The 26,348-nt window shown below is 66.8% G+C and carries 20 protein-coding genes; 13 read left to right on the forward strand and 7 right to left on the reverse strand.

Annotation, left to right across the window (positions count from 1 at the left end; genetic code table 11):
• Window positions 1–57: 57 nt before the first annotated feature.
• From ACFY5A_RS11745 to ACFY5A_RS11760, 4 genes are all read left to right on the forward strand, one after another.
• Window positions 58–576 carry a PH domain-containing protein gene (locus tag ACFY5A_RS11745; RefSeq protein ID WP_387235934.1) on the forward strand — a complete coding sequence of 173 codons (519 nt, stop codon included), beginning with the start codon at window positions 58–60 and terminating at the stop codon, window positions 574–576.
• A 107-nt stretch (window positions 577–683) separates the two neighbouring features.
• Window positions 684–1,808, forward strand: a complete 1,125-nt coding sequence (locus tag ACFY5A_RS11750) for a 5-(carboxyamino)imidazole ribonucleotide synthase (protein ID WP_341939712.1) — start codon at window positions 684–686, stop codon at window positions 1,806–1,808.
• 128 nt (window positions 1,809–1,936) lie between these two features.
• Window positions 1,937–2,404, forward strand: coding sequence for a 5-(carboxyamino)imidazole ribonucleotide mutase (gene purE, locus ACFY5A_RS11755; RefSeq protein ID WP_387235937.1), 468 nt, complete (start codon window positions 1,937–1,939; stop codon window positions 2,402–2,404).
• A complete protein-coding gene (locus tag ACFY5A_RS11760; RefSeq protein WP_387234186.1) occupies window positions 2,401–3,873 on the forward strand; it encodes an LCP family protein in 1,473 nt (490 codons plus the stop codon). The genes purE and ACFY5A_RS11760 overlap by 4 nt, the downstream gene beginning before the upstream one ends.
• A 198-nt stretch (window positions 3,874–4,071) precedes the next feature.
• Here the strand turns inward: ACFY5A_RS11760 and ACFY5A_RS11765 are convergent, their stop codons facing one another.
• Both ACFY5A_RS11765 and ACFY5A_RS11770 read right to left on the reverse strand, forming a co-directional pair.
• Window positions 4,072–4,641 carry a hypothetical protein gene (locus ACFY5A_RS11765; protein ID WP_341939710.1) on the reverse strand — a complete coding sequence of 190 codons (570 nt, stop codon included), beginning with the start codon at window positions 4,639–4,641 and terminating at the stop codon, window positions 4,072–4,074.
• 143 nt (window positions 4,642–4,784) lie between these two features.
• The gene (locus ACFY5A_RS11770; protein WP_387234190.1) at window positions 4,785–6,548 is read right to left on the reverse strand and encodes a DUF4012 domain-containing protein; all 1,764 of its coding nucleotides are present in this window, start codon (window positions 6,546–6,548) and stop codon (window positions 4,785–4,787) included.
• A gap of 110 nt (window positions 6,549–6,658) precedes the next feature.
• Between ACFY5A_RS11770 and ACFY5A_RS11775 the strand changes: the two genes are divergently transcribed.
• Window positions 6,659–7,732, forward strand: a complete 1,074-nt coding sequence (locus ACFY5A_RS11775) for a glycosyltransferase (protein ID WP_387234193.1) — start codon at window positions 6,659–6,661, stop codon at window positions 7,730–7,732.
• A gap of 70 nt (window positions 7,733–7,802) precedes the next feature.
• Window positions 7,803–10,652 carry a hypothetical protein gene (locus ACFY5A_RS11780; RefSeq protein WP_341942550.1) on the forward strand — a complete coding sequence of 950 codons (2,850 nt, stop codon included), beginning with the start codon at window positions 7,803–7,805 and terminating at the stop codon, window positions 10,650–10,652.
• A gap of 79 nt (window positions 10,653–10,731) precedes the next feature.
• Here ACFY5A_RS11780 and ACFY5A_RS11785 read toward each other — a convergent pair whose 3' ends face one another.
• Window positions 10,732–12,144: a sugar nucleotide-binding protein gene (locus ACFY5A_RS11785; RefSeq protein WP_387234198.1), complete on the reverse strand. Its 1,413-nt coding sequence runs from the start codon at window positions 12,142–12,144 to the stop codon at window positions 10,732–10,734.
• Entirely contained in the window at window positions 12,144–13,142 is a 999-nt protein-coding gene (gene rfbB / locus ACFY5A_RS11790; protein WP_341942548.1) for a dTDP-glucose 4,6-dehydratase, read from the reverse strand. Before rfbB ends, ACFY5A_RS11785 begins: the two co-directional genes overlap by 1 nt.
• Window positions 13,143–13,220: 78 nt before the next feature.
• Between rfbB and rfbA the strand changes: the two genes are divergently transcribed.
• The 6 genes from rfbA (at window position 13,221) to ACFY5A_RS11820 (ending at window position 21,103) form a co-directional block, all read left to right on the forward strand.
• A complete protein-coding gene (rfbA, locus tag ACFY5A_RS11795) occupies window positions 13,221–14,090 on the forward strand; it encodes a glucose-1-phosphate thymidylyltransferase RfbA (RefSeq protein WP_341942547.1) in 870 nt (289 codons plus the stop codon).
• Between the two features lie 132 nt (window positions 14,091–14,222).
• Complete coding sequence (locus ACFY5A_RS11800) at window positions 14,223–16,010, forward strand: rhamnan synthesis F family protein (RefSeq protein ID WP_387234202.1); 1,788 nt, start codon at window positions 14,223–14,225, stop codon at window positions 16,008–16,010.
• Window positions 16,010–17,971, forward strand: a complete 1,962-nt coding sequence (locus ACFY5A_RS11805; RefSeq protein ID WP_341942545.1) for a rhamnan synthesis F family protein — start codon at window positions 16,010–16,012, stop codon at window positions 17,969–17,971. Before ACFY5A_RS11800 ends, ACFY5A_RS11805 begins: the two co-directional genes overlap by 1 nt.
• Window positions 17,972–18,117: 146 nt before the next feature.
• A complete protein-coding gene (locus tag ACFY5A_RS11810; RefSeq protein ID WP_387234206.1) occupies window positions 18,118–18,897 on the forward strand; it encodes an ABC transporter permease in 780 nt (259 codons plus the stop codon).
• A 2-nt stretch (window positions 18,898–18,899) separates the two neighbouring features.
• On the forward strand, window positions 18,900–20,105 hold the full coding sequence (locus tag ACFY5A_RS11815; RefSeq protein WP_387234209.1) for an ABC transporter ATP-binding protein: 1,206 nt from the start codon (window positions 18,900–18,902) through the stop codon (window positions 20,103–20,105).
• The gene (locus ACFY5A_RS11820) at window positions 20,102–21,103 is read left to right on the forward strand and encodes a glycosyltransferase family 2 protein (RefSeq protein WP_387234211.1); all 1,002 of its coding nucleotides are present in this window, start codon (window positions 20,102–20,104) and stop codon (window positions 21,101–21,103) included. The genes ACFY5A_RS11815 and ACFY5A_RS11820 overlap by 4 nt, the downstream gene beginning before the upstream one ends.
• 1 nt (window position 21,104) lies before the next feature.
• On the opposite strand, the gene galE is transcribed toward ACFY5A_RS11820, so the two are convergent.
• The 3 genes from galE to ACFY5A_RS11835 are packed head-to-tail and all read right to left on the reverse strand — an operon-like array spanning window position 21,105 to window position 24,989.
• Window positions 21,105–22,133 (reverse strand): UDP-glucose 4-epimerase GalE, encoded by a 1,029-nt coding sequence (gene galE, locus ACFY5A_RS11825; RefSeq protein WP_341942541.1) that lies wholly within the window; start codon window positions 22,131–22,133, stop codon window positions 21,105–21,107.
• Window positions 22,134–22,167: 34 nt separating this feature from the next.
• Window positions 22,168–23,772: a DUF2142 domain-containing protein gene (locus ACFY5A_RS11830; RefSeq protein WP_341942540.1), complete on the reverse strand. Its 1,605-nt coding sequence runs from the start codon at window positions 23,770–23,772 to the stop codon at window positions 22,168–22,170.
• Window positions 23,769–24,989 (reverse strand): hypothetical protein, encoded by a 1,221-nt coding sequence (locus tag ACFY5A_RS11835; RefSeq protein WP_341942539.1) that lies wholly within the window; start codon window positions 24,987–24,989, stop codon window positions 23,769–23,771. The genes ACFY5A_RS11830 and ACFY5A_RS11835 overlap by 4 nt, the downstream gene beginning before the upstream one ends.
• A gap of 248 nt (window positions 24,990–25,237) precedes the next feature.
• On the opposite strand from ACFY5A_RS11835, the gene ACFY5A_RS11840 reads away from it, so the two are divergent.
• Window positions 25,238–26,347 (forward strand): glycosyltransferase family 4 protein, encoded by a 1,110-nt coding sequence (locus ACFY5A_RS11840; protein ID WP_387234216.1) that lies wholly within the window; start codon window positions 25,238–25,240, stop codon window positions 26,345–26,347.
• The last annotated feature ends 1 nt before the right edge of the window (window position 26,348 follow it).

Genomic DNA, 26,348 nt, shown 5'->3' on the forward strand with positions numbered 1-26,348 from the left:
CGGTGCATGCACAATGGAGGGGTGACCCAGCCCGTGACTCTCGGAGGCCGCCCGACGATGCCGCCTCCCGGCGTGCCCACGGAAGAGCTCCTCATCGCGAAGTTCCGTGGTCAGGCGCGACGGCTGTTCTGGTCGGCGCTGGTCCTGATCGCGACGTGCGGCGCCACGGCGTACCTCTACGGGAATCTCCCTGCGCCCTTCGAGGACTGGATGCTGCTGACGGCGGCTGGGCTGCTCATCGTTCTTCTGGTCATCGTTCCCTACGTGATCTGGCACTCGCGGACCGTCACGATGACCACGCGCAGGGTGATCGTCAACAACGGCGTGGGGTCCAGGAACCGGCGCGAGATGTCTCATGCACGCGGATACTCGATCGGCGTTCGGCGCGGGGTGCTGCAGCGCATGTGGGGCGCAGGGACGATCACGCTCACCAACGGCGTCGACGCTCCGCTGCGTCTGGCGAACGTGCCCAACGTCACGCTGGTCCACGAGACTCTGGCCGACCAGATCGAGGTCAGTCAGATCCTCGCCCACAGAGACGCGCAGTCCGGCGCCGAGACGCCCTTCGGCATCTGAGTCGTCTCTGCCGCCGACGAAGCCGTGCAGTCTCGGTCGGTTGAGAGACCGTGTCACCCGCTCCCGCACCGGTGCGGGAGAATGGTCATGACGAATGGAGGCGGCACATGGCGCTGCGTGTAGGCGTGATCGGCGGAGGCCAGCTGGCCAGGATGATGATCGCTCCGGCGGTCGAGCTCGGGCTCGACCTGCGGGTGCTCGCAGAGGGCGACGGCATGTCCGCCCAGCTCGCCGCGACAGCGGTGGGCGACTACCGTGATCTGGACGCGGTGCGGGCCTTCGCGAAGGACGTCGATGTGATCACCTTCGACCATGAACACGTCCCGCAGGATGTGCTGCGCGCGCTCGTGGCGGAGGGCGTCTCCGTGCACCCGGGTCCCGATGCCCTCCAGTTCGCCCAGGACAAGCTCGTCATGCGGGCGCGTCTGGCAGAGCTCGGCGTGCCGCAGCCCGAATGGGCGGCCGTGCGGGATGCCGATGAGCTGAAGACCTTCCTCGATTCCCACGACGGCAAGGGGGTCGTGAAGACCCCGCGCGGCGGCTACGACGGCAAGGGCGTACGAGTGGTGCGCGCCGCCGACGAGGCGCAGGACTGGTTCGATGCGCTGGCAGAGGGGGAGGCGCTGCTGGTCGAGGAGCTCGTCGGCTTCGTCCGCGAACTCGCGCAGCAGGTCGCTCGGCGACCCGGCGGGCAGATCGTCGCGTACCCGGTCGTCGAGACGGTGCAGCGCGACGGCGTCTGCGCCGAGGTCATCGCTCCGGCGCCTGCCGCACCCGACAGGCTCGTCCAGGTCGCGGAGGAGATCGGGCGTGCGATCGCCGAAGGCCTCGGAGTGACCGGGATGCTCGCCGTCGAGCTGTTCGAGACCGACGACGAGCGCATCCTCGTGAACGAGCTCGCGATGCGTCCGCACAACAGCGGACACTGGAGCCAGGACGGCGCCGTCACCGGGCAGTTCGAACAGCACCTGCGTGCCGTCGCCGACCTGCCGCTCGGCGACACCTCGCCGCGGGCCGCCTGGTCGGTCATGGTGAACATCCTCGGGGGCCCTTCCGAGGGGACGCTCGACGAGCGGTTCGCCGCCGCCATGACAGAGCACCCGTCGGCGAAGATCCACACCTACGGCAAGGCGCCCCGCCCTGGGCGCAAGGTGGGTCACGTGAACGTGTCGGGTGACGATCTCGACGACGCGGTCTATGTGGCCCGCGCCGCAGCGGCGCACTTCGTCTGAGCGGTCGCCCGCTCGACGACAGTGCGCGTCGAGGTGTGCCGCTGGGGGGTTCTCACAGCGCGAGACCTTAGCCTGATCTGGTGACTGAGCCACTGCACTCCTCCACCGCTCCTCTCGTCGGCGTCGTCATGGGCTCCGACTCCGACTGGCGGGTGATGAGCGACGCCTCTCAGGCGCTCACCGACTTCGGGATCCCGCACGAGGTGGAGGTGGTCTCCGCCCACCGGACCCCCGACAAGCTCATGTCCTACGCGCGAGAGGCCCGCGGCCGTGGTCTCCGCGTCATCATCGCGGGAGCCGGGGGAGCCGCCCATCTGCCGGGGATGCTCGCCTCGATGACGCCGCTGCCCGTGGTCGGGGTGCCCGTGCCTCTCGCCTATCTCGACGGCATGGACTCGCTGCTGTCGATCGTGCAGATGCCGGCGGGCATCCCCGTCGCCACGGTGTCCATCGGAGGGGCGAAGAACGCGGGCCTGCTCGCCGCCCGCATCCTCGGCACGTCTGATGCTGACCTCGCGGATCGGGTCGAGGCCTATGCGCGTGACCTCGAGTCGCAGGTCGACGACAAGAACGAACGGCTGAAGGAGTCTCTGTGACGCTGGCCGCGCCGCGTGCAGCCGGGCGTCCGCTGATCGAGACGCGCCCGCTGCGGCATCCCGACGTGTCCGACTCCGGGACCATGATCAAGCGCGGCTGGTGGCTCGTCGCTCTCAACATCCTGCTGCCCGGGTCCGCCCAGCTCCTCGCGGGTAGCCGGCGACTGGGCCGCTTCGGTCTGGGGGCCACTCTCACTGCCTGGTTCCTGGTCATCGTCGCGGCAGGCCTGGCGCTCTTCGCGCGGCCCACGCTGCTGTGGCTCACGATCGGCGCCGGATGGTTCTCCGCTGTCGTCCTGACTGCGGTGCAGGTGCTGCTCGTCGGCTACGTCATCCTGTGGATCGTCCTCACCTTCGACACGCTGAGACTCGTGCGGCTCGTGAAGATCCCGGGCCTGTCGAAGTTCGCGCTTCCTGTCGTCACGCTGCTGCTGCTCGGGCTCGTCGGTTCGGTCACCGGTGTGGCCGCATCCTATGTGGGCACGGTGCGCAGCACGATCTCGACCATCTTCGGCAGCAGCGGCCCGAGTCTCCCTGCCAGCGACGGCTACTACAACATCCTCCTGCTCGGCGCCGACAGCGGCGAAGGACGCGACTCGATGCGCTTCGACAGCATCTCGGTCGTCTCGGTGAACGCGACCACCGGTGCGGTGACCATCACCGGCATCCCGCGAGACATGCCGAACTTCCCGTTCGCCGAAGACAGCCCGATGCGTGATCCGGAGCTCGTCGGTTTCGACTACCGCAACTACTTCGAGGGGCACAACGACTCGAAGTGCGGATGGGGCCCTGGCATCAACCAGCTCACGAACGCCGTGCAGGTGTGCCGCAAGGACGAGGGCGCGAGCCTCTACCCGAACGCGACGGCGCAGGGTTCCAACCCCGAGATCGAGGCGACGAAGGATGCCGCTGAGGGCATCCTCGGCATCAAGATCCCGTACTACGTCTTCCTCGACATGAAGGGGTTCGCGAACCTCGTGGATGCGCTGGGTGGAGTGAAGATCACCGTCGCCGAGCGTCTACCGAAGGGCGGGCCGCCCCCCGGTTCCGGCGCCCACGACGTGGACTCGTGGGCCATCGGCTGGATCGAGCCGGGCGAGCAGACCATGGACGGCGATACGGCCCAGTGGTACGCCCGCTCGCGGTACACGACGAGCGACTGGGACCGCATGCTCCGGCAGCGACAGCTGCAGGAGGCGATTCTGGCGCAGTTCACGCCGCAGACCGTGCTCACGCGCTTCAACGAGGTCGCGGCGGCGGGTACCGCCCTGGTGCACACCGACCTGCCCCAGGACAAGCTGCCCGAGTTCTTCGATCTCATGACGAAGGCGAAGGAGCAGCAGGTCAGGACGATCGAGCTGACTCCTGACAACGGCGTGCCTGAGAAGGGCATCGACTTCGGTTCCATCCACCAGATGATCCAGGATGCGCTGCACCCGCCGACGGAGACTCCGACGCCGACCCCATGAGACGCGGGCTGCGGCCCGAGCTGATACCGGCGGGTCATCTCGTGCAACGCGGGCATGAAAAAGCCCACGGCCGCCACCTGAGAGTGAAGGGGGCGGTCGTGGGCCTCCGGTGAACCACCGGATTTACCAGACGACGGTGATCGGAGGGGGAGGGATCACCGTCGTCCAGTCGATCACCGCACAGGGCGGCGATCAGATCTAGGCGCTCTTGCGGCGGGAGACTCCCACGGCGACGAGCGCTCCACCTGCGACGAGAGCTGCTGCTCCGCCGCCGAGGATCCACGGCGACACGCTGCCGCCCGTCAGAGCGAGCTCCATACCACCGGTGAGCGGAAGCTCGCTGCCGGCGGATGCGACCGTCGGATCGTGGTCGCAGCTCGTTGCGGCATCGTGCCCGTGCGACACCGTGATGGTCGCGGTGTACGAGCGCGAGCCGGAGAACGAGACTCCGTAGGAGCCCTCGCCGTTGGACGGCGGACGGAACGTCAGGACGAGGCTGCCGTCTGCGGCAGCGGTGTTGCCCGAGACCGCCGAATCGGCGGCGTTGAGTCCGGACACCGACACGCCCACGTGCTCGGACGGCTGGAAGTAGCCGGCGCCGAAGACGATGGTCGAGACCTCGCAGATGTCGACGATCGGATCGTCGACGCTCACGCTCGGCGGCTTCGCGTACGAATCGGACGCGGCCGTTGCGGCATTGGCGGCGACCGGTGCGGTGAGCACGAGTGCGCCAACGGTAAGGCTGATGGCAGCCAGTTTCTTCAGCATGATTCTCCCCAGAAATTCACGCGGAATCGCAACCGAACACACCCCTGCATTCGACTGCGTGGGCCCTTCCTGTCCCCACGACAGGATGATAGAGCCCAGATATTCCCCAGTGCAGACGACACTACATCATCTGCATGGCAATGTCACGAGGCGCAGCGCAGTTCCTCACGATGGATCGCGGGGTCCCTCACGAGAGGGGTGTGGGTCACCTCGGTGAGGCGCGCGCCCGCGCCGTCGCCCTGGAACTCGACCGTGATCGTCGTCGACTCGCCGGGTGCGAGGAGCACCTCGTGCTGCACGGCGGACCGTGTGCCGAGGGTGGCGGTCTGCACGGGGTCCTCCTTGCCGTCGCGGTGGATGCGCGACGGTGTCGCCCCCTCGGGCCCGTAGACGGTGATCAGCGTCCGCACCGATCCTGCGGCGACGCCGTAGAAGCCGTCCGCCGTCACATAGGGAGGCAGCGCTGTCGCCGCATCCGCTGGCGCGCCGTTGGTCCACGTCACCTGCACGCGTGTGGTCGGACGCCCCTGGCACGAGCCGATCGACGTGGTGATCTCGGCATCCGTGTAGTAGTCCATCTTGCCGCCGGTGGTGTCGTTGAAGAGCACCCCGACGTATGTCCCGTCGGGGCCGTCGACCGGGAGCGCACCGCCCAGCGACGACGAGGCGAGGATCCTCTCCTCGTCCTCGTGGGCGCTCCACACGCGGATGCGGCCCTGGTCGGCGGAGGTGGCGAGAGCTCCGACGAGATCCTTCGGAGCCGCTCCCGAGAGCGCCGCGCCGAACAGCGCGGTCGCGGCCTGGGCGAACACCTCGTCCTGCACGGCGGGGTCCGGCACGGCGGCGTAGATCTCGGAGAGCAGCAGGCTGACGACGTTGTCCTTGTCGGCGGTGAAGGGCCCGAACGCGATCGGGCCGGTCACGGCGAGGAGGTTCTTCGTCATCACGGCGTCGACCGCGATCACCCCGTCCACCGTGGTGCCGAAGCGTCCCTGCCAGCGGGCGGCGATGAGCGGCGCGGCCTCGGTGAAGTCGGGGATGTTGGTGATGTTCTGCAGGTAGCGCCCCGGGCGATCCTCGAACAGTGCGACGGTCGACTCGCTGAGGGAGAGCGAGGCATCGAGCGCGGGGAAGTCGCGCGTCGACGCCTGCTGGCTCAGGGTGATCCTCCCGCCCTCGGCGTGCAGGAGCGCGATGGCGCCGATGATGCCGCCGGAGGAGCGGACCTCGGCGTTGTTCTGCATCGCGATCACATAGTTGCGCGGTCCTTCACCGCCGAGCATGCTCGGCAGGAGCGCTGACGCGCCGTACAGCGACCCCACGACGGTCGCCGCCTGCGTGACGGTGGTGCGCAGCTCGCGGACCGCGTCCGCGAGGGGAGGGAGCGTCGCGTCGGCGTCGATCTGGCGTGCCCTCGTCACGGCCGAGGCGAGCGTCGCGTCGGCATCCGCGAGCGACGGCTCGATCTTGGCGAATGGCGTCAGATCGATGGTCCCGTTCGAGAACCCCAGGCTCGCGAGATCGAGATCCCCTGCCGCTTTCAGCACGGGGTTCAGCGCGTCTGTCGCGATGTCATCGGCGATCTCCGCGACGTCGCTCACCGCGGTGAAGTTGGGGCCGATCCACGGGACGAATCCGAAGGCATGCCAGACCGGGTCGGAGGTGAGGTCGTGGGCGGACCCGGCGTGGTGGGCGATGCGCTGGGAGACGGTCGCCGCCTTCTCGAGGTCGCCGTCGCCGATCGCCTTCTTCAGCTGACCGGATGAGGCGGCGACCTGCTGCAGGTCGTTCACGGCCCCGATTCCCCGCACGGTCACCCAGCCGACGGCCAGGAGGAGGAGGGTCACGAGAACGCCGATGGTCCAACGGAGCCACCGGCGACGTACCGGAAGACGCCCGTCGCTCATGCGAGCATTCAAGCACGAAGGCGCCTGTGCGCGTGAGCGGATGCCGGGAATCGGCGGCCATGCGGGCCGGGCTCCCAGGTTCCCGGCGGCACCGCGATTACCCTGGGGGCATGGGTGCTCGGCTGCGTGTGGTTCTGGATCAACTCGTGCACGTCGCCGATGCCGACCACGCCTCCGCGGCGCTCGATCTCGCGGCCGGTCTGGTCGAGACCGCGCCCTCCGGGTGCGGGGTGGAGGCGATCGTGCCGTCGGGATCGACCGTGTCCATCGCCGGCATGGCCGACGTGCGCACGCTCGGCCTCGCGCGCCGCGAACTCGCGGCGTCGTGGCAGATGGGACTCGCGCCCGGCGTCGGCGGAGGCCTCATCCACTCGGCATCCCTCATGGCTCCGCTCGTCCGGCACGATCGCGTGCACGACAACGACCAGACCACGGTGACGCTGTGGGACCTGCGTGCCTGGGAGGCGCCCGAGACGCTGTCGAAGTCGACGGTCGTCTGGCAGCGCGGGATGCTGCGCAGGGCCGTGAAGCACGCGGACGCCGTCGTCGTCCCCTCGCACGCGGTCGCCGAGCGGCTCGCGGCGCTCAGCAAGCTCGGTGATCGCATCAGGGTCATCCCCGGAGCCGCCCCACGGGCGCTCGTCGTCCCGCTCGATGCGTCGGCACGGCGCGCAGCGCTCTCGCTCCCCGCCCGGTACATCGTGCTCACGGGGACGGCCTCGTCGCTGACGGCGGGGTTCGCCGCGGCGGCCGCCGTCGATGCGGACGCCGTGGTGCTCGACGTGCCAGAGGGTTCAGAGCCGCGTCTCGCGGAGCTTGCTGCCGCGGCAGGACTGTCCGAGTCCCGCGCCCACATCCGCGGAGCCCTCGCAGTGGAGGACCGAGCCGCGATCTTCGCGGGTGCCGCTGCCTTCGTCGCGACCGCCGACGAGACCGCCTGGCCCTGGCGCGTCATCGAGGCGATGACGCTCGGCGTGCCCGTCATCGCCGTGGCCAGCGGCGTGCACCGCGACGTGATCGCCGACGGGGGAGCGGTCGTCGCCGAGTCGGAGATCCCGGAGGCCGTCGCAGATGCACTCGGCTCGGGTGCGAGGCGGCTCAGCGTGCTCGGCGCCGACCGATCCCGATCCTTCTCCTGGGCGAGTTCGGCCGAGCGTGTGTGGGGACTGCACGCCGATCTCTGAGGGCCGCTGTTCCGCGTGATCATGCGTGTCAGATGCCCTTTCCTGGGAATCTTCCGTCAGACTTGAGCGCATGACTGGACAGGCCCCGCGTCCGCATCGCTTCTTCGTGCCCCGACGAACCATGGCGAGTCTCATCGCCGTCGCCGCTCTCGTGCTCGGAGTGCTCGTCCCCACAGGGGCCGCGGTCGCAGCGCCATCCGCTTCCGTCCCGACGACAGGGGCGCTGTCGGGTATCAAGCCGATGACTCTCGACGGGTTCGATCCGGGCAATCTGATCAGCGATGCCGTGTTCACCGACAAGAACGCCATGACCGAGGCGCAGATCCAGTCGTTCTTCAACAGCAAGGTCAGTCGCTGCCTCGGAGGGATCGATGAGGAGGGGCAGCCGATCGTCTGCCTCAAGGACTTCAGGATGTCCACCGTCAATCGGCCGGCCGATTCCTACTGCTCGGGCTACACCGGTGCGCCGAACGAGAGCGCGGCGACGATCATCTACCGCGTTTCTCAGAGCTGCGGGATCAACCCGCAGGTTCTCATCGTGATGCTCCAGAAGGAACAGGGCCTGGTCACGCACACATGGCCGAGCGGGAAGAGGTTCCGAGCTGCGCTCGGACAGGGCTGCCCTGACGGCGGCATCCCGTGTGACCCGAAGTTCGTCGGTTTCTTCCACCAGATCTACGGGGCGGCCCGTCAGATGCAGATCTACATGGAAGGCAGATACTTCACGTACTACGCCCCGGGCAAGACGTGGAACATCCTCTTCAGCCCGTACCCGGAGAGGAACTGCGGCAGCGCACCGGTCTTCGTCGCGAACAAGGCGACATCGGCGCTGTACTACTACACCCCGTATCAGCCCAACGCGGCCGCCCTCCGCGCCGGCTACGGCGAAGGCGACGGATGCTCCGCCTACGGTAACCGGAACTTCTACAACTACTTCACCGACTGGTTCGGTTCGACGCAGGGGGTATCGAAAGACGACCCCTTCGGGGGACTCGAGATCTTCGAGACCAGACCCGGAGTGATCGTCGCTGCCGGTTGGGCGATCGACCCCAACTCGACGGACCCGGTCGCGATCCACGTCTACGTCGGAGCCGCCGGGTTCCCGTTCCAGGCGAACCTCGAGCGCGCGGACATCGGACGGATCTATCCGAACTTCGGCAGCAGACACGGATTCATGGCGGAGGTGAAGCCACCTTCTGCGGGTGAGTACGACGTGTGCGTCTATGCCATCAACATCGGTGCCGGCAAGAACCGCACGATGGGCTGCAAACGAATGGTCGCTCTGACGGGGCCGCCCATAGGCGCGTTGGAACAGGTCTCACCCCAGGTGTCGAGCATCGACGTCGCCGGATGGGCGCTGGACCCCGACACGGCCGAGCCGATCGACGTTCATGTGTACGTGGACGGCGTCGGCCAGGCGACGAAGGCGGACCGCGAACGGGCGGATATCGGGAACGCCTACCCGAGAAACGGTTCCAAGCACGGCTTCAGTCTTTCTGTGCCCGCGACCAAGGGCAGTCATGAGGTCTGCGTCTACGCCATGAATCTCGGTCCGGGGAGCACGACCGTCCTCGGATGTCGGACGGTCGAGGTGAAGGGCGCGGTGATCGAGGAGAAGGGGCGGCCCCCCGTCGGCTCCTTCGAAGCGCTCACGTCGAAGGACGGAACGGTGACCGCGGCGGGGTGGGCTCTCGATCCCGACACCGCCGATCCGATCAAGGTCCACTTCTACGTCGCCGGAGTGGGACAGGCATTCGACGCGAACAAGTCGCGTCAGGACATCGCCAGTGCTTTCCCGGGATACGGGGACAAGCACGGATTCGATGCGACCTTCGTGGTGAGCACCGACAACGCCACGGTCTGCGCGTACGCCATGAACAACGCCCAGGGCGGCAACACGTCTCTCGGGTGCCGAGACGTCGCAGTCGCCGACATGCCGGAGAAGGGCCGCACGCCGATCGGATCGCTGGAGAGCGTGCAGGTCGACGGCGACACGGCTCGCATCGGCGGCTGGGCTCTCGACCCTGACACCCGCAAGCCCATCAAGGTTCATGCATATGTCGGCGCGAGTGGCACGGAGTACACGGCTGACAAGAAGAGAACGGATGTCGGCAGCGGGTATCCGGGCTACGGCGACAACCATGGATTCGATGAGACGATCAAACTTCCCACAGGGAAGTCGTCCCTCTGCATCTACGCGATCAACACCAAGGGATCGGTGCATACCCTTCTGGGATGCCGTGACGTGAATGTCGTGCCACCGCTGCCCGAGCTTGGGCGTTCTCCCGTGGGGTCCCTGGAGCTCTTCCGCGTGACGTCGAACACGGTCAACCTGGCCGGTTGGGCACTGGACCCCGACACCAAGGCATCGATCCCGGTGCACGTGTACGTCGGCTCCTCCGGTACGGCCTACGTCGCGGACAGGACTCGCTCCGACATCGCGGGGGCTTTCCCCGCGTACGGCGCCGCGCACGGCTTCGATATCACCGCGACCCTCCCTCAGGGAAAGAGCACGGTCTGCGCCTACGCGATCAACACGGGGCCGGGACCTCACACTCTGCTCGGGTGCCGTGACGTGACGGTCGGCTCGCCCTCCGGAGATCTCGGACGCGCTCCCATCGGCAACTTCGAGGCGCTCATCGGCGGCCAGGGATCGGCGATCGTGGCGGGCTGGACCCTCGACCCGGACACGACTGATCCTATCGCCGTGCACATGTACGTCGACGGGGTCGGGGTCCCGTACGTCGCCGACCTGGAGCGTGCGGATGTCGCTGCGGCCTATCCCGGAACCGGTACCCGGCACGGCTTCTCTCAGAAGATCGACATGAGCCCTGGCACACACCAGGTGTGCGTGTTCGGAATCAACAACGGGGCGGGTTCACACACGCTTCTCGGTTGCCGGTCCGTCGTCGTCAAATAGCGACGGCCGGAGGAGCGCAGAACGCGATCCTCCGGCCGTTCGGCATGAAGCCGGTCTGCCGCGAGAGAGTGTTCGATGCTCAGCCGCGGGCGAGATATCGTTCGAGACCGTCGACGACGTCTTCCGTGACGTACCCCGTCGCCCCGAGCTTCGTGAGGTCCAGCGTGCTGTTGCGTGGACGGGGAGCGATCGGCGTGGTCGCGGACGCGAAGTAGTCCTCGGTGCTCACCCCGGTGACCCGCGAGGGATCGCTGCCGACGAGCGCGTAGACGCGCCGCGCGACATCGGCCCAGGAGAGGGGCTCTCCTGATCCGGTGACGTTGTAGACCCCGTAGGCCGCACCTGCGCCCAGAAGGTGAGATACGGCACGGGCGATGTCGTCCGTGAACGTCAGCCGGCCCACCTGATCGTCGACCACCTTCGGATCGATCCCGCGTTCTGCAAGCGAGGCCATGGTGCTCACGAAGTTCTTTCCCTCGCCGATCACCCAGGACGTGCGGAGGATGTAGTGACGGGGAACGGTGCTCACGATCGCGTCGCCAGCGGCCTTGGTCTGACCGTAGACACCGAGTGGTCGTAGCGCGTCGTCCTCGACATAGGCCCCGTCCTTCGTGCCGTCGAAGACGTAGTCGCTCGAGACGTGCACGAGGGTGATGCCGTGCGCAGCGGCGACACGGGCGAGCGCGGCGACGCCGGTGACGTTCGAGGCCCAGGCGTCCTCACGGCCATCGGGCGTCTCCGCGAGGTCCACAGCCGTGTAGGCCGCGGCATTCACGATGGTGTCGTAGTCGCGCCAGCGCCGGGAGGAGACGAACGCGGGATCGGCCAGGTCGATGGAGTCGCGTCCCGCGTAGTCGTAACGGGGAGAGTCTCCGAAGAGGTCACGCAGGGCGAGGCCCAGCTGGCCGTTCGCTCCGACGATGAGGGTCTTCTTCGGAGGGATCGGGGTCACATCGGCCAGGCGCGGATGAGCGAGATCCTTCGCGGAGATCTCCACCTCGGAGAGCGGAATCGGCCACTGGATGGCGACCGTCTCGTCGGCGAGGTTGAGGAAGGAGTACTCGGCATCCGCCGACCAGTGGTCGTTCACGAGGTAGGCGTACGCCGTATCCGATTCGAGGGTCTGGTAGGAGTTGCCGACGCCTCTGGGCACGAAGATCGCGCGAGAGGGGTCGATCTCGGCGGTGAACACCGCGCCGAACGTCGGTCCCTCACGGAGATCCACCCAGGCGCCGAAGATGCGACCGGTCGCGACCGACACCCACTTGTCCCAGGGTTCCGCGTGGATTCCGCGGGTGGTGCCGATCTCATCGTTGAACGAGATGTTGTTCTGGACAGGACCGAAGTCGGGAAGGCCGGCGGCGACCATCTTCTCGCGCTGCCAGTTCTCCTTGAACCAGCCGCGGGAGTCGCCGTGAACAGGGAGCTCGGCGATGAGCAGCCCGGGGATCGTCGTCTCCGTGAAGGAGAGCGACTTGCCGAACTCGGTCATCACTGGCCCTTGGACGCGTAGAACGATTCGGTCGCGTCCTTCGACGGGGCCCACCAGGCCTCGTTGTCGCGGTACCACGCGATGGTCGACGCGAGACCGGACTCGAAGTCACCGAACGTCGGCGTCCAGCCGAGCTCCGTGCGCAGCTTGGTGGAGTCGATCGCGTAGCGGAGGTCGTGGCCCGCACGATCGGTGACGTGGTCGTAGGCGTCGGCGGGCTGCCCCATCTCGGTGAGGATGAGCTCGACGACGGACTTGTTGTCCTTCTCGCCGTCGGCGCCGATCAGGTACGTCTCACCGATCTCGCCCCGGTCGAGGATGGTCAGCACCGCGGAGGAGTGGTCGTCCGCGTGGATCCAGTCGCGCACGTTGAGCCCCGCGCCGTACAGCTTGGGGCGGATGCCGCGGATCACGTTGGTGATCTGACGCGGGATGAACTTCTCGACGTGCTGGTAGGGCCCGTAGTTGTTCGAGCAGTTCGAGATCGTCGCCCGCACGCCGAAGGAGCGGACCCACGCCCGGACGAGGAGGTCGCTGCCCGCCTTGGTCGACGAATACGGGGATGAGGGGTTGTACGGGGTCGACTCGGTGAACCGCTCGGGGTCGTCGAGTTCGAGATCGCCGTACACCTCATCGGTCGAGATGTGGTGGAAGCGGCGATCGTGACGACGTGCAGCCTCCAGCAGCGTGTACGTGCCGATGATGTTCGTGTCGAGGAAGGGCCTCGGGTCGTGCAGCGAGTTGTCGTTGTGTGACTCCGCGGCGTAGTGCACGACCGCATCGACATCGGCGAACAGGCCGTCGACCAGCTCGGCATCGGCGATGTCGCCTTCGACGAAGCGCAGACGGTCGTCTGGAAGTCCGTCGAGCGAGGCGCGGTTGCCCGCGTACGTCAGCTTGTCGAGGACAGTGACATGGGCGTCGGTGTTCTCGATGACGTGGTGCACGAAGTTCGAGCCGATGAATCCGGCACCGCCGGTGACGAGCAGTTTCTGCATGGGATCCAGCGTAGCGGGAGCGTGTCGCAAGACTCGGAGCGTTTGTTCAGGTGGGGACGATCAGGGAGACTAGTCAACATGCGTGGCATCATTCTCGCCGGCGGCACAGGCTCCCGGCTGCATCCGATCACCCTTGGCGTATCAAAGCAGCTGGTTCCGGTTTACGACAAGCCGATGATCTACTATCCGCTGTCGACGCTGATCCTCGCGGGAATCCGCGACATCCTGATGATCACGACGCCGCACGACGCCGAGGCGTTCCAGCGTCTGCTCGGCGACGGGTCGAAGTTCGGCGTGTCGATCACCTACAAGACGCAGCCCTCTCCGGACGGCCTCGCCCAGGCGTTCGTCCTCGGGGAGGAGCACATCGGTTCCGACTCCGCCGCGCTCGTTCTCGGTGACAACATCTTCTACGGCCAGGGCATGGGCACCCAGCTCCGCCAGTACACCGAGCTCGATGGCGGCGTCGTCTTCGGATACTGGGTCGATGACGCGACGGCCTACGGCGTCGTGGAGTTCGACAAGGCCGGCAAGGTGGTCTCCTTGGAGGAGAAGCCCGAGCGGCCGAAGAGCAACTACGCGGTGCCCGGGCTCTACTTCTACGACAACGATGTGATCGAGATCGCGAAGAACCTCAAGCCATCGCCTCGCGGAGAGCTCGAGATCACCGATGTCAACCGCGAGTACCTCGAGCGCGGCAAGCTCAAGGTGCAGCTTCTGACGCGCGGCACGGCGTGGCTGGACACAGGGACGTTCGACTCCCTCGCCGAGGCGACCGACTTCATCCGCACGGTCGAGAAGCGCCAGGGGCTCTCTATCGGCTGTCCTGAGGAGGTGGCGTGGCGTATGGGCTTCCTCACCGACGAGGAGCTCCGCGAGCGTGCCGAGCCGCTTCGCAAGAGCGGGTACGGCGAGTACCTGCTCAAAGCGCTCGCCCAGGGACGCTGAGTGGTGACGAACGGCGTGCTCGCAGCTCCTCGTAGAGCTGTTGTCTTCGCGCTCAGCGGTGACTCTCGTTCTCTCGAGGCGACAACGGTCTCTGCACTCGAGGAGCTCCGCGCCCTCGCGAGCACGGTGATCGTGACCGTGCCTCCAGGAGTGGTGGACGCGGCGTCGGCACTCGCTCACCTCGATGCCCGACTCGTGCCCGTCGAGACGCCTCGCTTCGCTCCGAGGAACTACCGTGAGGGGCTCCACGCGCTGGCGCCCTTCGAGGACGAGATCGACGAGATCGTGCTCACCGGTGACGGGTGGTTCGGCCCGCTCGACTCGTTCGACGCGATGATCGAGCGCATGGACGGCCTCCCGGGGGACGGCTGGCAGGCCGCAGAGATCTCCGGGGAGCTCGACGCCTCGTTCGACGACCAGGGACATCCGCTCCTGGCCATGCCCTGGGCGTGGTTCGTCGCGCGTCGGTCGCTCTTCGAGAGCGCAGACTGGAAGCGATTCTGGGAGGAGCTTCCGAAGCGTCCTCGCGAGGCCGAGCATGAGCGGCTGATCGCCCCCGTGCTCGCCGGGTCAGGGCACCGGATCGAGTTCGCCTTTCCTGCGTCGTCGTACCCCACGAAGAACGCCCCCGCGCACGTGCCGGATCTCCTGATCCAGGACGGCTATCCGTTCCTGGATCGAGGCGTGTTCGGCTGGTACCCCTCGTATCTGGACCGCCACGGGATCATCGGAAGCGACATCCTCGACATCGCGGAGAAGCACGGTCTCGACCGCGACGCCGCGCTCAGCGCCCTTGCGCGCACAGTGCAGCCGAGGACCCTCAATGCGAACGCCGGCCTGCTGGAGATACTCCCGCAGCAGAGCGTCGTACCGGGCACTCCCGTGAAGGGCCTTCGCGTCGCCGCGGTCGTGTACGCGCGCGACCTTCCTGTCTTCGAGCAGCTGTGCGATCAGCTCGCCCACATCCCGGCGGGTTTCGACCTCGTCGTCACGACCACCGACGGGCGAAAGGCCGCACGGATCGAGCGCTTCGTGGAGGCGAGGAGACTCGGCAACGCACGTCTCGACGTTCGGGTCACGCCGTCGCGCAAGGGGAGGGACATGGCCGACTTCTTCGTCGGATGCCATGATCTCCTGCTCGAGCGCGAGTACGACGTGCTCATCAAGGTCCACGCCCGCAAGCACGCGAAGAAGACGCTCAACGTGGTGCGCTACTTCACGCGCTACCAGACGGAGAATCTCCTCGCGTCACCTCACTACGTCGAGAACGTCCTGGGCATGTTCGCGACCAAACCGCACCTGGGAGTCGTCTTCCCGCCGATGATGCACATCGGATACTCGATCATCGGCACCGGGTGGGGAGGCGGACGCTATCGTCTGACGGCATCCCGATTCCTCCGGAGGATCGGTGTGCAGGTTCCTCTCGAGGACCTGTCGCCCCTGGCTCCTTTCGGAGGCATGTGGATGTGCCGCCCCGAGGCGCTCGCCTCGCTCGCCGAGAAGCGGTTGAGCTATCGCGACTACACGTCGAGCGGACCCATCAAGGATTTCGCCCGCGTGCAGGAGCGCGTCGTCGCGCACGTCGCCGGGGACGCGGGCTTCTACGCCCAGACCGTGCTCACCCCTGAGCACGCCGCGATCAGTCACACCGCGATCGACTACAAGGTCGACCAGCTCTTCTCCACGACTCGCGGGTATCCCGTGGATGCGATCCAGTTGATCCAGAGGGCCGGAAGGATGAGCGGAAGCGGCATCTTCGGCCTCTCCAGGATGTACCTCACGCTGAACCACCCCGTGCTCGCAGCCATCGCGAGCCCGGCCTACAAGGCCGCCTATCTGGCGATCCATGTCGCGAAGCTCGGCAGGCGTGCCGTGCGCTACGCCCGCCGTCGGATCAGCAACTACCGGGGAGGGTTCTGATGAGGACCGCCGAGCTCACGACCTACCCTGCCCGTGCGGCGGGGGTCTTCCCCCCCGGGGGACGACGGCTGCTGATCTACGTCGTCTACGATCGTCGCGGAGAGGTCGAGGACTACGTTCCGTACGCGCTCACAGATCTCCGGCGCTTCTGCGATCGCATCCTGGTGATCTCCAACGGCGCGCTCACCGCGGCCGGACGTGCGACTCTCGAGGGCGTTGCCGACGAGGTGCTCGAGCGGGAGAACTCCGGGTTCGACATCTGGGGTTACAAGCACGGGATCGATCACGTCGCGGACGGCATCGGCGAGTTCGATGAGGTGATCCTCGCCAACGACACCTGGTTCGGTCCCGTACGGCCGTTCGACCCGGTGTTCGAGCGCATGGACGGTCAGGAGCTGCACTTCTGGGGCATGACCGATCACCTGCGGGTCGAGCCGAACCCGTTCACCGGACGCGACTACCTCGCGTACCACCTGCAGTCCTACTGGCTCGTCGCCCGCAAGGAGCTCTTCTCCAGCACGGAGTGGATCGACTACTGGGCGAACCTCCCCGTGATGAACGGATACGAGGATGCGGTGGTGAAGCACGAGGCTGTCTTCACCGAGAAGTTCACGTCTCACGGCTTCGTGGGGGAGGTGGCGTTCCCCACGATCACCGACAAGATCGAGAACCATGCCGTCCTCTACGCCGAGCAGCTGCTCGACGCCGGATGCCCGACACTGAAGCGGCGGCCGTTCTTTCAATGGCCGCCCTATCTCGACCGACTCGCGGTCGTCGGACGGTGGACGCTGGAAGCCGCGGCACGATACGGCTACCCGATGCCGATGCTCATGCAGGATCTGGCTCGCAACGTCGAGCCGCGAACGCTGAACGCGGATGCCGCGCTCCTCGACGTGATCTCTGAGCACGACAGGGCCTACGACCCCACATCGCCGTTGCGTACGCTCGCGGTGGCGCACATCTACTATCCGGAGCTCGCTTCGGAGATGCTGGACGGTCTGGACCGGCTTCCAGGCCCCTATGACCTGATCGTGACGACCGCCGACGAAGGACGTGCATCGCAGATCCGTCAGGCGCTGGCCGAGCGGACGCCCCGAGGCAGCGTGGATGTGCGCGTCGTGGACTCCAACGACGGCCGGGACCAGAGCGCGTTCCTCATCGCGTGCCGCGCAGAGCTCCTGAGCGGCGAGTACGAGCTGATCGTCAAGATCCACTCCAAGAAGACTCCACAGGACGAGTTCAACCCCGGGCGTCTCTTCGCGCGTCAGCAGTTCGAGAATCTGCTCGCCGGCGAAGGACACGTGGCGAATGTCGTCGCTCTGTTCCAGCGCGAGCCTGGCCTGGGCCTGGCCTATCCGCCGATGGTGCACATCGGGTACGGAACCATGGGACACGCCTGGTGGGACAACCGCCCGCGCTTCGTCGAGGTGGCGGCCGAGCTGGGCATCCGGGTTCCGATCGATCAGCTCTCCCCGTTGGCGCCATTCGGGTCGATGTACTTCGCTCGCCCGGAGGCGCTGCGACTGCTCCTCGAGCACGAGTGGAGCTATGACGAGTTCGGCGGGGCCGACGCGTACAAGGACGGCGGCCTGGCGCATGTCCTCGAGCGCATGCCCTCGTATGCCGCGGGAGAGCTCGGGTACCACACGCGGACGATTGCGACGCCCGGATACCTCGCCAGAAGCTACACGGCGCTGGAGTACAACCTCGACCAGATGTCGAGCACGATGATGGACACGACGATGCAGCAGATCGAGCGGATGCGCGCGGCCGGCGACTTCGGCGAGGGACGTCTCGAGGACTTCGCGTACATGTACGCGCGGATGAACAGACCCGAACTGGAACCGCGCTTCCGCGCCGTCTTCGAGAGAGTCGCACCGTGGCGACGCCGTCTCGGAAGACTGCGCCCCTCGCGGATCCTGCGCAGACTCTTGCCGACACCCGGCAGCAAGGGAGCATGAAACGAATGACTGAGGCAACGCCGTCGGCGGCCAGCGCGAGGTTCGCGCGGATCGCCACGCTACCGATGCGGAGCATCGGAGCGGTGGGGAAGGGGGCTTCAGGAGGGTTCTTCGCACCTTTCCGAGAGCTCGTCGATCACCGTGAAATGCTCTCGCTCCTGGTGAAACGAGACCTCAAGGCGAGGTACAAGGATTCGGCGCTCGGCTTCCTCTGGGTGCTTGCGCGGCCGCTGATGCAGCTCGCGATCTACTTCGTCGTGCTGGGGCATTTCCTCGGGGCGGCCCGCGGCATCCCCGACTTCGCGATCTACGTGTTCGCAGGACTGACCGCGATGGGGCTGTTCCAGGAGATCCTGGTGGGGGGGACCGGTTCCATCCTCGCGAACTCCGGCCTCGTGAAGAAGGTGTACGTCCCGCGGGAGGTGTTCCCGCTGGCGAGCACGGGCGCCGCCCTGTTCAACTTCGGGGTCCAGCTCGTGGTGCTCGTGATCGCGACCATCGCCATCGGTAAGCCGCCGCTGCACAGCGGTCTCATCTACTTCCTCCCGGCGCTGGCTCTCATCGTCGTGTTCGGACTCGCGCTGGCGCTTCTGTGCGGTGCGATCAACGTCTACCTGCGCGACACGCAGTACCTGGTCGACGTTCTGACGATGATCCTCTTCTGGGCATCGCCTGTCGTGTACGCCTGGCAGATGGTCGCACAGCTCGTGAAGGTGCCGTGGCTTCTCGAGGCGTACACGAACAACCCCCTCACCCTCGCCGTCCTGGGATTCCAGCGCGCGTTCTGGGTGTCCGGCGACGCCGTGGCTTGGCCGGACAATCTGATGCTGAGGATGTTGGTCGCGCTGGCCGTCGGCCTCGTGCTGCTCTTCGTGAGCCACCGGGTCTTCCTGCGGCTGCAGGGCAATTTCGCGCAGGAGCTGTGAGCATGACGGGAAACAACATGGCTGAGATCGAGGTCGCTGCGCCCGAGGTGGTCAGGGTCGAACACGTCTCCAAGCGGTTCACCGTGCGGAAGGACTCCTCGCTCAAGGAGCGCGTCGTGACCCTGGGACGTGCGGGACGCCAGCATCGCCAGGATTTCTGGGGTCTCAGCGACGTCAGTCTCGGCATCAACGCGGGGACCACGATCGGACTCATCGGGCACAACGGTTCCGGCAAGAGCACACTCCTCAAGGTGCTGGGCGGGATCATCCAGCCCACGGAGGGCACCGTCGAGCAGCGCGGTCGAGTGGCGGCTCTCCTCGAACTGGGGGCAGGTTTCCACCCGGACCTCACCGGTCGGGAGAACGTGTACCTCAACGGCTCGGTTCTCGGCCTCAGCAAGGAAGAGGTCGATGAGCAGTTCACTGCGATCCTCGACTTCTCCGGGGTCGGCGACTTCATCGACACTCAGGTGAAGTTCTACTCCTCGGGCATGTACGTGCGACTCGCCTTCGCGATCGCGGTGCACACCGACCCCGACATCCTTCTCGTCGACGAGGTGCTCGCGGTCGGTGACGAGCAGTTCCAGGAGAAGTGCCTCGCCAAGATCAAGGAGTTCCAGGCCGAGGGGCGGACGATCATCATCGTGAGCCACGCGCTGGATCAGATCCAATCGCTGTGCGACCGCGTCGTGGTGATGGACAAGGGCAAGCTCGTCTACGACGGCATCCCCGTGACCGCCATCGAGCGGTTCCGGAAGCTGCTCTCGGAGAACACCGTCGGACAGGCGCGTCCTGACCAGATCTCGCGGGCGCTGGAGATCCGGTCGGTCGAGATCCTCGACGGCGGTGGCGGTCACGTCGAGCAGCTTCGGGCGGGAGAAGACGTGACGCTCCGCGTCCAGGTCGACATGCTCCGGCCCATCGAGCGGTGGGCTATCGGATTCAGCGTGGACTCGTCGCTCGGGCAGATCGCCCTCGCCTCGAACACGGACCTCCTGGACATCGTGCTCGCCCCCTTGAACGCGTCGCGAACCGTGGAGATCACGTTCACGACCGATGGTCTGAGCCCGGGCCACTACTCGGTGAACGTCAACGCCTCGGGAATCAGCGAGCCCACATCTCACGGTCTCATGAACGCCGCGGAGTTCGAGGTGCTCGGCGACACGACGTCCGTCGGACCTGTCGCGACATCCGTGCGGATCGTATGACGGGCGCAGGCCCGCTCGTCTCGATCATCGTCCCGGTCTACGACGCGGGGGAGCATCTCGAGCCCTGTATCCGCTCCATTCTCGAGCAGACGCACTCGGCTCTGGAACTGATACTCGTCGACGACGGCTCCACGGACGGATCGGGAGAGGTGTGCGATCGGCTTGCGGCGCAGGATGTCCGCATCCGCGTCATCCACCAGGAGAACGGCGGCATCGCCGTCGCGCAGAACGCCGGGTTGGATGCCGCCAGCGGGGACCTGATCACCTTCTGCGACAACGACGACCTCATGGCGCCGCGGATGCTGGAGCGGCTCGTCGAGCTGATCGAGTCGACGGGAGCCGACATGAGCTGCTGCCGATGGAAGAACGTCGGCGCGAGTCAGGGTGTCGCCGAGATGCGCAAGCACGCCGATGATCCGTTCGGCGCGTATGAGGTGTTCGATGATCCGGCACGGGCGTATCAGACCGTGTTCTCTCTCGCGCATCGAAAGCTCCTCCGCGTCGAGCTGCGCTACTTCAGCGAGGCGAACTGGGGCAAGATGTACCGCGCTCACCTGTTCGACGGCGTGCGCTTCCCTGCGGGGCGGTACGCACAGGACGTCGCTGTGGCCATGACGCTCTACGAGCGCATGTCATCGGTGGTGTCCTGCGAGGATGCGCTCTACTACTGGCTGCAGCGCGGAGACAGCGTGTCGCATGCGCTTCGCAGCGCGGCATACTACTCGGACATCGTCCATGCGCACGCGCAGTCCTTCGACGTGGCGATCCGTCTCGGGGTGCTTCCCGCTCGGGCGTACACCGGGATGACCGCTCTCCGTTTCGAACGCAGAGCGGCCGGCACGGCCGACGAGCTCCGTCGTCTCGAGGATGACCGGCGGGCGGTCCGCACGCGTGTGCGGCAGTTGAGCATGTGGCAGCGCGTGATCTGTCGCGCGCTCCATCTTCAGCGACTGCTGGAGATCCAGGTATACAACGTCACCGTCCACCGGCGACGTTGAGTCAGCGATCCGGGTTCTGACCGTATCCCGTGGGATTGCTCGACTGCCAGTTCCATGCGTCGCGCGCCATGTCGGCGACGGAGCGCGTCGCTCGCCATCCGAGCTCATCGAGGGCACGGGACGTGTCGGCCCAGGCACGGGGGAGGTCCCCTTGGCGGCGCGGCCCGACCTCGTACGGGATGGCTTCTCCGACGGCGTTCTCGAACGCCGTGATCAGAGCGAACACGGACGTCGGGGTTCCGGTGCCCAGGTTCCACGCGCGCACACCGGTCCTGCCCGCGATCTCCGCGAGGGCTGCTGCGTGACCCTCGGCAAGATCGACGACGTGGATGTAGTCGCGTTCGCCGGTGCCGTCCGCGGTGTCGTAGTCGTCGCCGAAGACGGTCACGTGAGACCGCCGACCGACGGCCACCTGCGAGATGTAGGGCGCGAGGTTGTTGGGCGGCCCCTGAGGGTCCTCGCCGATCAGGCCGCTCGGATGCGCGCCGATCGGGTTGAAGTAGCGGAGGAGCGCGATGCTCCAGCGCGGATCCGCTGACGCGACATCCGTCAGGATCCGCTCAAGCATCACCTTGGACTGACCGTACGGATTCGTCGAGTCCAAGGGACCGCCGTCCTCTGTGTACGGCGGCTCCTGCCCGTCGCCGTACACGGTGGCCGAGGAGGAGAAGACGAGGCGGTGCACGTCAGCGGCGTCCATCGCGCTCAGCAGCGAGAACGTGGTGTCGAGGTTGTGCGCGTAGTAGTGCAGAGGCTGTGCGACGCTCTCACCGACGGCCTTGAGGCCGGCGAAGTGGATGACGGCATCCGGCCGGGCTGTCGTGAGGATCGTGCGGAGCGCGTCCTGGTCCCGCAGATCTGCGGTGTGCGCAGCCGGGCGACGCCCGGTGATCTTCTCGATCCGGTCGAAGACCTCCGGGGAGCTGTTCGAGAAGTTGTCCACCACCGTGACATCGTGGCCGCCCTCCAACAGCGTGACGACTGTGTGGGATCCGATGTAGCCGGCTCCGCCGGTGACGAGGACGTGCATGGGTCTCCTTGCTGCGTGCGTTCCGGCGGATGCGTCAGGCCTGTGAAGGCTGCGAGGGTCGCGTCGAGGTGTCGATCCCATCCTCGACGGTGGCGTGCTCTTCGACAAGTGACGTCGGTGCAGCGTCCACCGACGTGGCGGGCGAGGGCGTGTTCGGTGCAACCGCGTCGACACCGTCTCTGGTGTGGTCGACGGCCCAGAGCACCGCAAGAACGGCGAAGGCGAGCGCACCGACGACGCACACTGCAAGCGGAGTGGGTCCGGCATCCCACCACCAGGCCGTCTTGCCGGCGAGGATTCCCGACCCGGAGTACCGCTTGGTGTTCGTGTAGATCGCCAGTGCCTGAGCGCCGCTGATCAGGGCGACGATCACCCAGAGCTGCATCCCGTTGAGGCGGACGGGCCCATGAGGCGGGCGGTTCTCCGAAACGGTCTCGCCATGGATGCTCGGCGCCAGTGCGGTCGCCAGAAAGAGCGTGAGAAGCGGCAGGAGGTAGCGGGGCTGGACGTTCTCGCCCACCATGGCATTGCCGGTGTAGAGGATGTAGAGGGGAATGACGATGACGGACGCGCCCGTTCCGATGAGGGCGATGAGCTTGCGCCATCCCTGCCAGCGCAGGGCTGCGAACAGCACCCCGACAAAGCAGAAGAGCGTGGCCGCCCAGAGGATCGCGGGCATGCCGGTGTCGAGCCAGCCGAGTCCCCAGCCCATTCCGAGCGCTCCGGTCCACAGGCTCGGGAGAGCAAGGAAATTGTTCACGATCGACATGAGGCCGCCTGACCCCGGTGCGTCATCGGTCCATCCCTCGAGGGCGCGCCCGGTCTGACCGGCGGCCAGGAACGCGATCCCTGCGGCGGCGATGAGTGCGGCCGGGACGATCGCCCGCAGAACGTAGGCCTTGGAGGGGCGGAAGGCGAGCACCATCGCTGCCGCGATCGCGACCGCCGCGTATGCTGCGCTGTCTCCTCGCGAGGAGAATCCGATGAGCGCCGCTATGGCCGAGATGACGGCGAGTCCCACACGCTGCGCTCCCCGTGTCGTGAAGTAGCCGAGCAGCGCGGGGAAGAGCACTGCAGTGGACAGCACAGCCCAGCTGCTCGGATTCGGCGATGCGATGACGAAGAGGCCGAGAGGAACCAGAGTCAGCAGGACGCTTGCGGACATCGTGAACCTGAGCCTGCGGGGCAGGAGCCACCAGGTGACCATGACCAGCACGGTGAAGATCGCCGAGTGGGCGAGCCGGATCGCGATCGTGGACACCGCGATGTTGTCGCTCGTGAAGAGAGAGGACACGAAGTAGAAGCCCGAAGGGTACTGGCCCTCCGAGTTGACGCGATCGGACTCGATGAGGGAGAAGCCCTCATCGAGGAAGTCCTTCCCCTGGCATGCCGCGCTGGTCTGAGGCTGGAAGGCGTAGCAGTTGGCTTCGAGAGCCTTGTCGGGGACGAGTCTCGTCTCGTCCTCATGGCCGGCCTCGCAGAGACCTTCGCGCTCGCCGTTTCCGCACCAGGCGCTGGCGAGGTGGAAGTCCTCGTCGGGGCTCGCGCCGACCGGGGAGGAGAACGCCCACATGCTGAGCGTGAGCATGAGCGCCAGACCGGCGACGATTGTTCCGATGATCTGTTTCGGTCGGCTCATGGTACGAGCGTGTCCTTTCGTTCGGCACTGGGGGCGGAGACCGGCCAGAAGGCGCAGACGCAGATCGCGATCGCGCCGCCTCCTCCACCCACGAGATAACCCATGAGCGCACCCCATTGACCCAGCGTCGGTGACAGAGTCACCATGAGAAGCATTCCGACGACAAAAGATACCAGCCAGATGCGGGCGTACGCGCGCTCGCGTCCGTCTGCCAGCAGCAGTGCGGAGGGCACCGCGGCGATGGAGAAGAGGAAGACGCCGATGATGAGCGCGCGCATGGGCACGTCGGCTCCGACGTACTTCTCTCCGTAGAACACGTCCACGATCCACGGCGACGCCGCTGCGAGCGCCCCGAAGACCAGCGTGAAGAGACCGAGGGTGAGGAGGAAGATCTGGCGGTGGGACGCCCGCCGGGTCACGTCATCGAGCCGAGCGAAGTGCGGGATCAGGACCTGATTCAGCGCGAGGGAGACCATGCTCGCAGGGGTGGCGAGCGTCAACGCGGCAGCGAAGAGACCGGCCGTGTGAGGGGACTCGAATCCGCGAACGAACACGATGGTGATCGGAAGCAGGCCTCCGCCCACCAGCATGCCCACGCTGGTGCGCCACGTGAACGTGAAGATCTGCGAGCGGATCGCGGGCGATGACGGCTCGCTCTTCGTCCGCGAGCGGCTCAGGACCGCGAAGAGAAGGTATCCCAGCGACAGAGGCAGGAGCAGTGCCCAGGAGAGGTGGAAGAGCATGGTCACCAGGAGCGCGGTGATCGCGAGGACGGATGACAGCGTATCCGCGATGACCGCCCACCCCAGCCGGTCTTCTCCGGTGAGCTCGCCGCGGGTGAACATGTACGCGCTGTAGGAGAACATCAGTACGGCGCTCGAGATCCCGAGCGCGACATCACCGGTCACCCACAACGTCATCGGCACGATGAGCGCGGACAGAGCGACGGTTCCCAGGAGCCACGCGCGTCGGATGGAACGCGCTGCCGGACCTGCCAGCTCGGGCGTCGCGTAGTAACGGGTCGCGGCCGTGGCGGCTCCGGCCGGCCACACCAGGCCCAGGTACACCGCGAGGGAGAGGACGGCGGTGATCTCGCCCATCGTCTCCGGACCCGCGAGCCGGCCGATGACGAGGGTGTAGCCGAAACGGGCGATGCCCTGTATGGCCATCCCTGTCGTGGACTGCGCAGCGCGGATGAGGACGGGACTGAGAGCCATCAGCGGTCGCCTCGACGACGCGGATCGTCGATGAGGGGCGCACGGCTCGCCGTCGCGCTCGTGGACTCTCGCAGCAAGGCGCCTCCTGGTCGGATCGGACATGACCGAGTGAGCGCGGCCACATCGGATACGCTCTACATAGTATCCGGGCGTCCGTCCTCGTCCCTGAGAGCGGCTGAGGGGGCGTCGACTCCGTCACGAGCGGCATCGTTCGCGCCGTCGAGATCAGGACGCATTCAGGGGGACAGATGAGATTCGCATTCGTCGTCAACAACTATCCACCGCGAGTCGGCGGCGTCGAGCTGCACGTGCGCAACCTCGCCAGGCGACTGCACGAGCAGGGGCACGATGTGCTGATCGTGACGCTGTCGGAGAGCACGGGGATCGCCGACGAGGACGGCATCGAGGTGATCCGCATGGCGGAGCACCTGCGGGTCGGGGGCATCCTCGGTTTCCCTTCGCCCGGAGCGACGCGACGGATCGCTCGGCTTCTGCGTGAGCGTCACGTGGATGTCGTCTCGATCCACACGCGGTTCTTCCCCATGAGCTGGGTAGGGCTGCGTGCGGCGAAGCGTGCGGGCGCCGCAGTCCTGCACACGGAGCACGGGAGCGACCACGTCGTCTCGTCGAGTGCCGTCGTCACGGTCGCGAGTCGTCTGGTGGATCACACCTTCGGCAAGGCGGTGCTCCGGGCGGCCGACGAGGTGCTCGGTGTGTCGGAGAACGTGGTCGCCTTCGTCGAGCGGCTCTCCGGCCGAGCCGACGCTCACGTCTTCTACAACGCCATCGACCCGGCGCCTGCCGAGATCGAACGCACGCAGCGCAGCCGTGTCGTCTTCGTCGGTCGCCTGGTCCCCGGCAAGGGCGCCGAGGTGTTCGTGGAGACCGTCGCCCGGCTCCGGGGCGAAGGTCGGGAGGTCACCGCCGAGATCCTCGGCGACGGAGTGAGCCGACCCGCGGTGGAGGAGGCCGTGACACGAGCCGGCCTCGGGGACCGAGTGGTTCTTCGCGGACGAGTGGACGTCGACGAAGTGAGCAGCGCGCTCGCCGGTTCGGTCCTCATCAATCCGTCGATCCTTGCAGAGGGCTTTCAGATCACTCTCCTGGAAGCGCTCGAGGTGGGAGGCAGCGTCGTCTCCTACGATCTGCCTGGCGTGCGCACTCTTCGCGAAGCCGGCCAGCCCGTTCGACTCGTCGAGCAGAAGACCCCCGAGGCATTGGCCGAGGCGGCAGGAGCGCTCCTCGACCAGGGGTGGACCGCTCTGCCCATGGACGACTGGCACTGGTCGGTGCGTGCCACGCAGTATGCGGATCTTGCCGGACGCGTCCTCCGGGACCGGTCCAGGAACCCTCGCTAGA

Source organism: Microbacterium sp. NPDC012755 (genome assembly GCF_042901325.1).
GTDB lineage: Bacteria > Actinomycetota > Actinomycetes > Actinomycetales > Microbacteriaceae > Microbacterium > Microbacterium natoriense.

Coding starts and splice junctions, on each gene's coding strand:
- ACFY5A_RS11815 (WP_387234209.1), top strand. CDS start 18,900: ATGACGGGAAACAACATGGCTGAGATCGAGGTCGCTGCGCCCGAGGTG.
- ACFY5A_RS11775 (WP_387234193.1), top strand. CDS start 6,659: ATGGGTGCTCGGCTGCGTGTGGTTCTGGATCAACTCGTGCACGTCGCC.
- ACFY5A_RS11745 (WP_387235934.1), top strand. CDS start 58: ATGCCGCCTCCCGGCGTGCCCACGGAAGAGCTCCTCATCGCGAAGTTC.
- ACFY5A_RS11765 (WP_341939710.1), bottom strand. CDS start 4,641: ATGCTGAAGAAACTGGCTGCCATCAGCCTTACCGTTGGCGCACTCGTG.
- purE (WP_387235937.1), top strand. CDS start 1,937: ATGGGCTCCGACTCCGACTGGCGGGTGATGAGCGACGCCTCTCAGGCG.
- rfbA (WP_341942547.1), top strand. CDS start 13,221: ATGCGTGGCATCATTCTCGCCGGCGGCACAGGCTCCCGGCTGCATCCG.
- ACFY5A_RS11805 (WP_341942545.1), top strand. CDS start 16,010: ATGAGGACCGCCGAGCTCACGACCTACCCTGCCCGTGCGGCGGGGGTC.
- ACFY5A_RS11830 (WP_341942540.1), bottom strand. CDS start 23,772: ATGAGCCGACCGAAACAGATCATCGGAACAATCGTCGCCGGTCTGGCG.
- ACFY5A_RS11840 (WP_387234216.1), top strand. CDS start 25,238: ATGAGATTCGCATTCGTCGTCAACAACTATCCACCGCGAGTCGGCGGC.
- ACFY5A_RS11750 (WP_341939712.1), top strand. CDS start 684: ATGGCGCTGCGTGTAGGCGTGATCGGCGGAGGCCAGCTGGCCAGGATG.
- ACFY5A_RS11835 (WP_341942539.1), bottom strand. CDS start 24,989: ATGGCTCTCAGTCCCGTCCTCATCCGCGCTGCGCAGTCCACGACAGGG.
- ACFY5A_RS11770 (WP_387234190.1), bottom strand. CDS start 6,548: ATGAGCGACGGGCGTCTTCCGGTACGTCGCCGGTGGCTCCGTTGGACC.
- ACFY5A_RS11785 (WP_387234198.1), bottom strand. CDS start 12,144: ATGACCGAGTTCGGCAAGTCGCTCTCCTTCACGGAGACGACGATCCCC.
- ACFY5A_RS11810 (WP_387234206.1), top strand. CDS start 18,118: ATGCTCTCGCTCCTGGTGAAACGAGACCTCAAGGCGAGGTACAAGGAT.
- rfbB (WP_341942548.1), bottom strand. CDS start 13,142: ATGCAGAAACTGCTCGTCACCGGCGGTGCCGGATTCATCGGCTCGAAC.
- galE (WP_341942541.1), bottom strand. CDS start 22,133: ATGCACGTCCTCGTCACCGGCGGAGCCGGCTACATCGGATCCCACACA.
- ACFY5A_RS11780 (WP_341942550.1), top strand. CDS start 7,803: ATGACTGGACAGGCCCCGCGTCCGCATCGCTTCTTCGTGCCCCGACGA.
- ACFY5A_RS11820 (WP_387234211.1), top strand. CDS start 20,102: ATGACGGGCGCAGGCCCGCTCGTCTCGATCATCGTCCCGGTCTACGAC.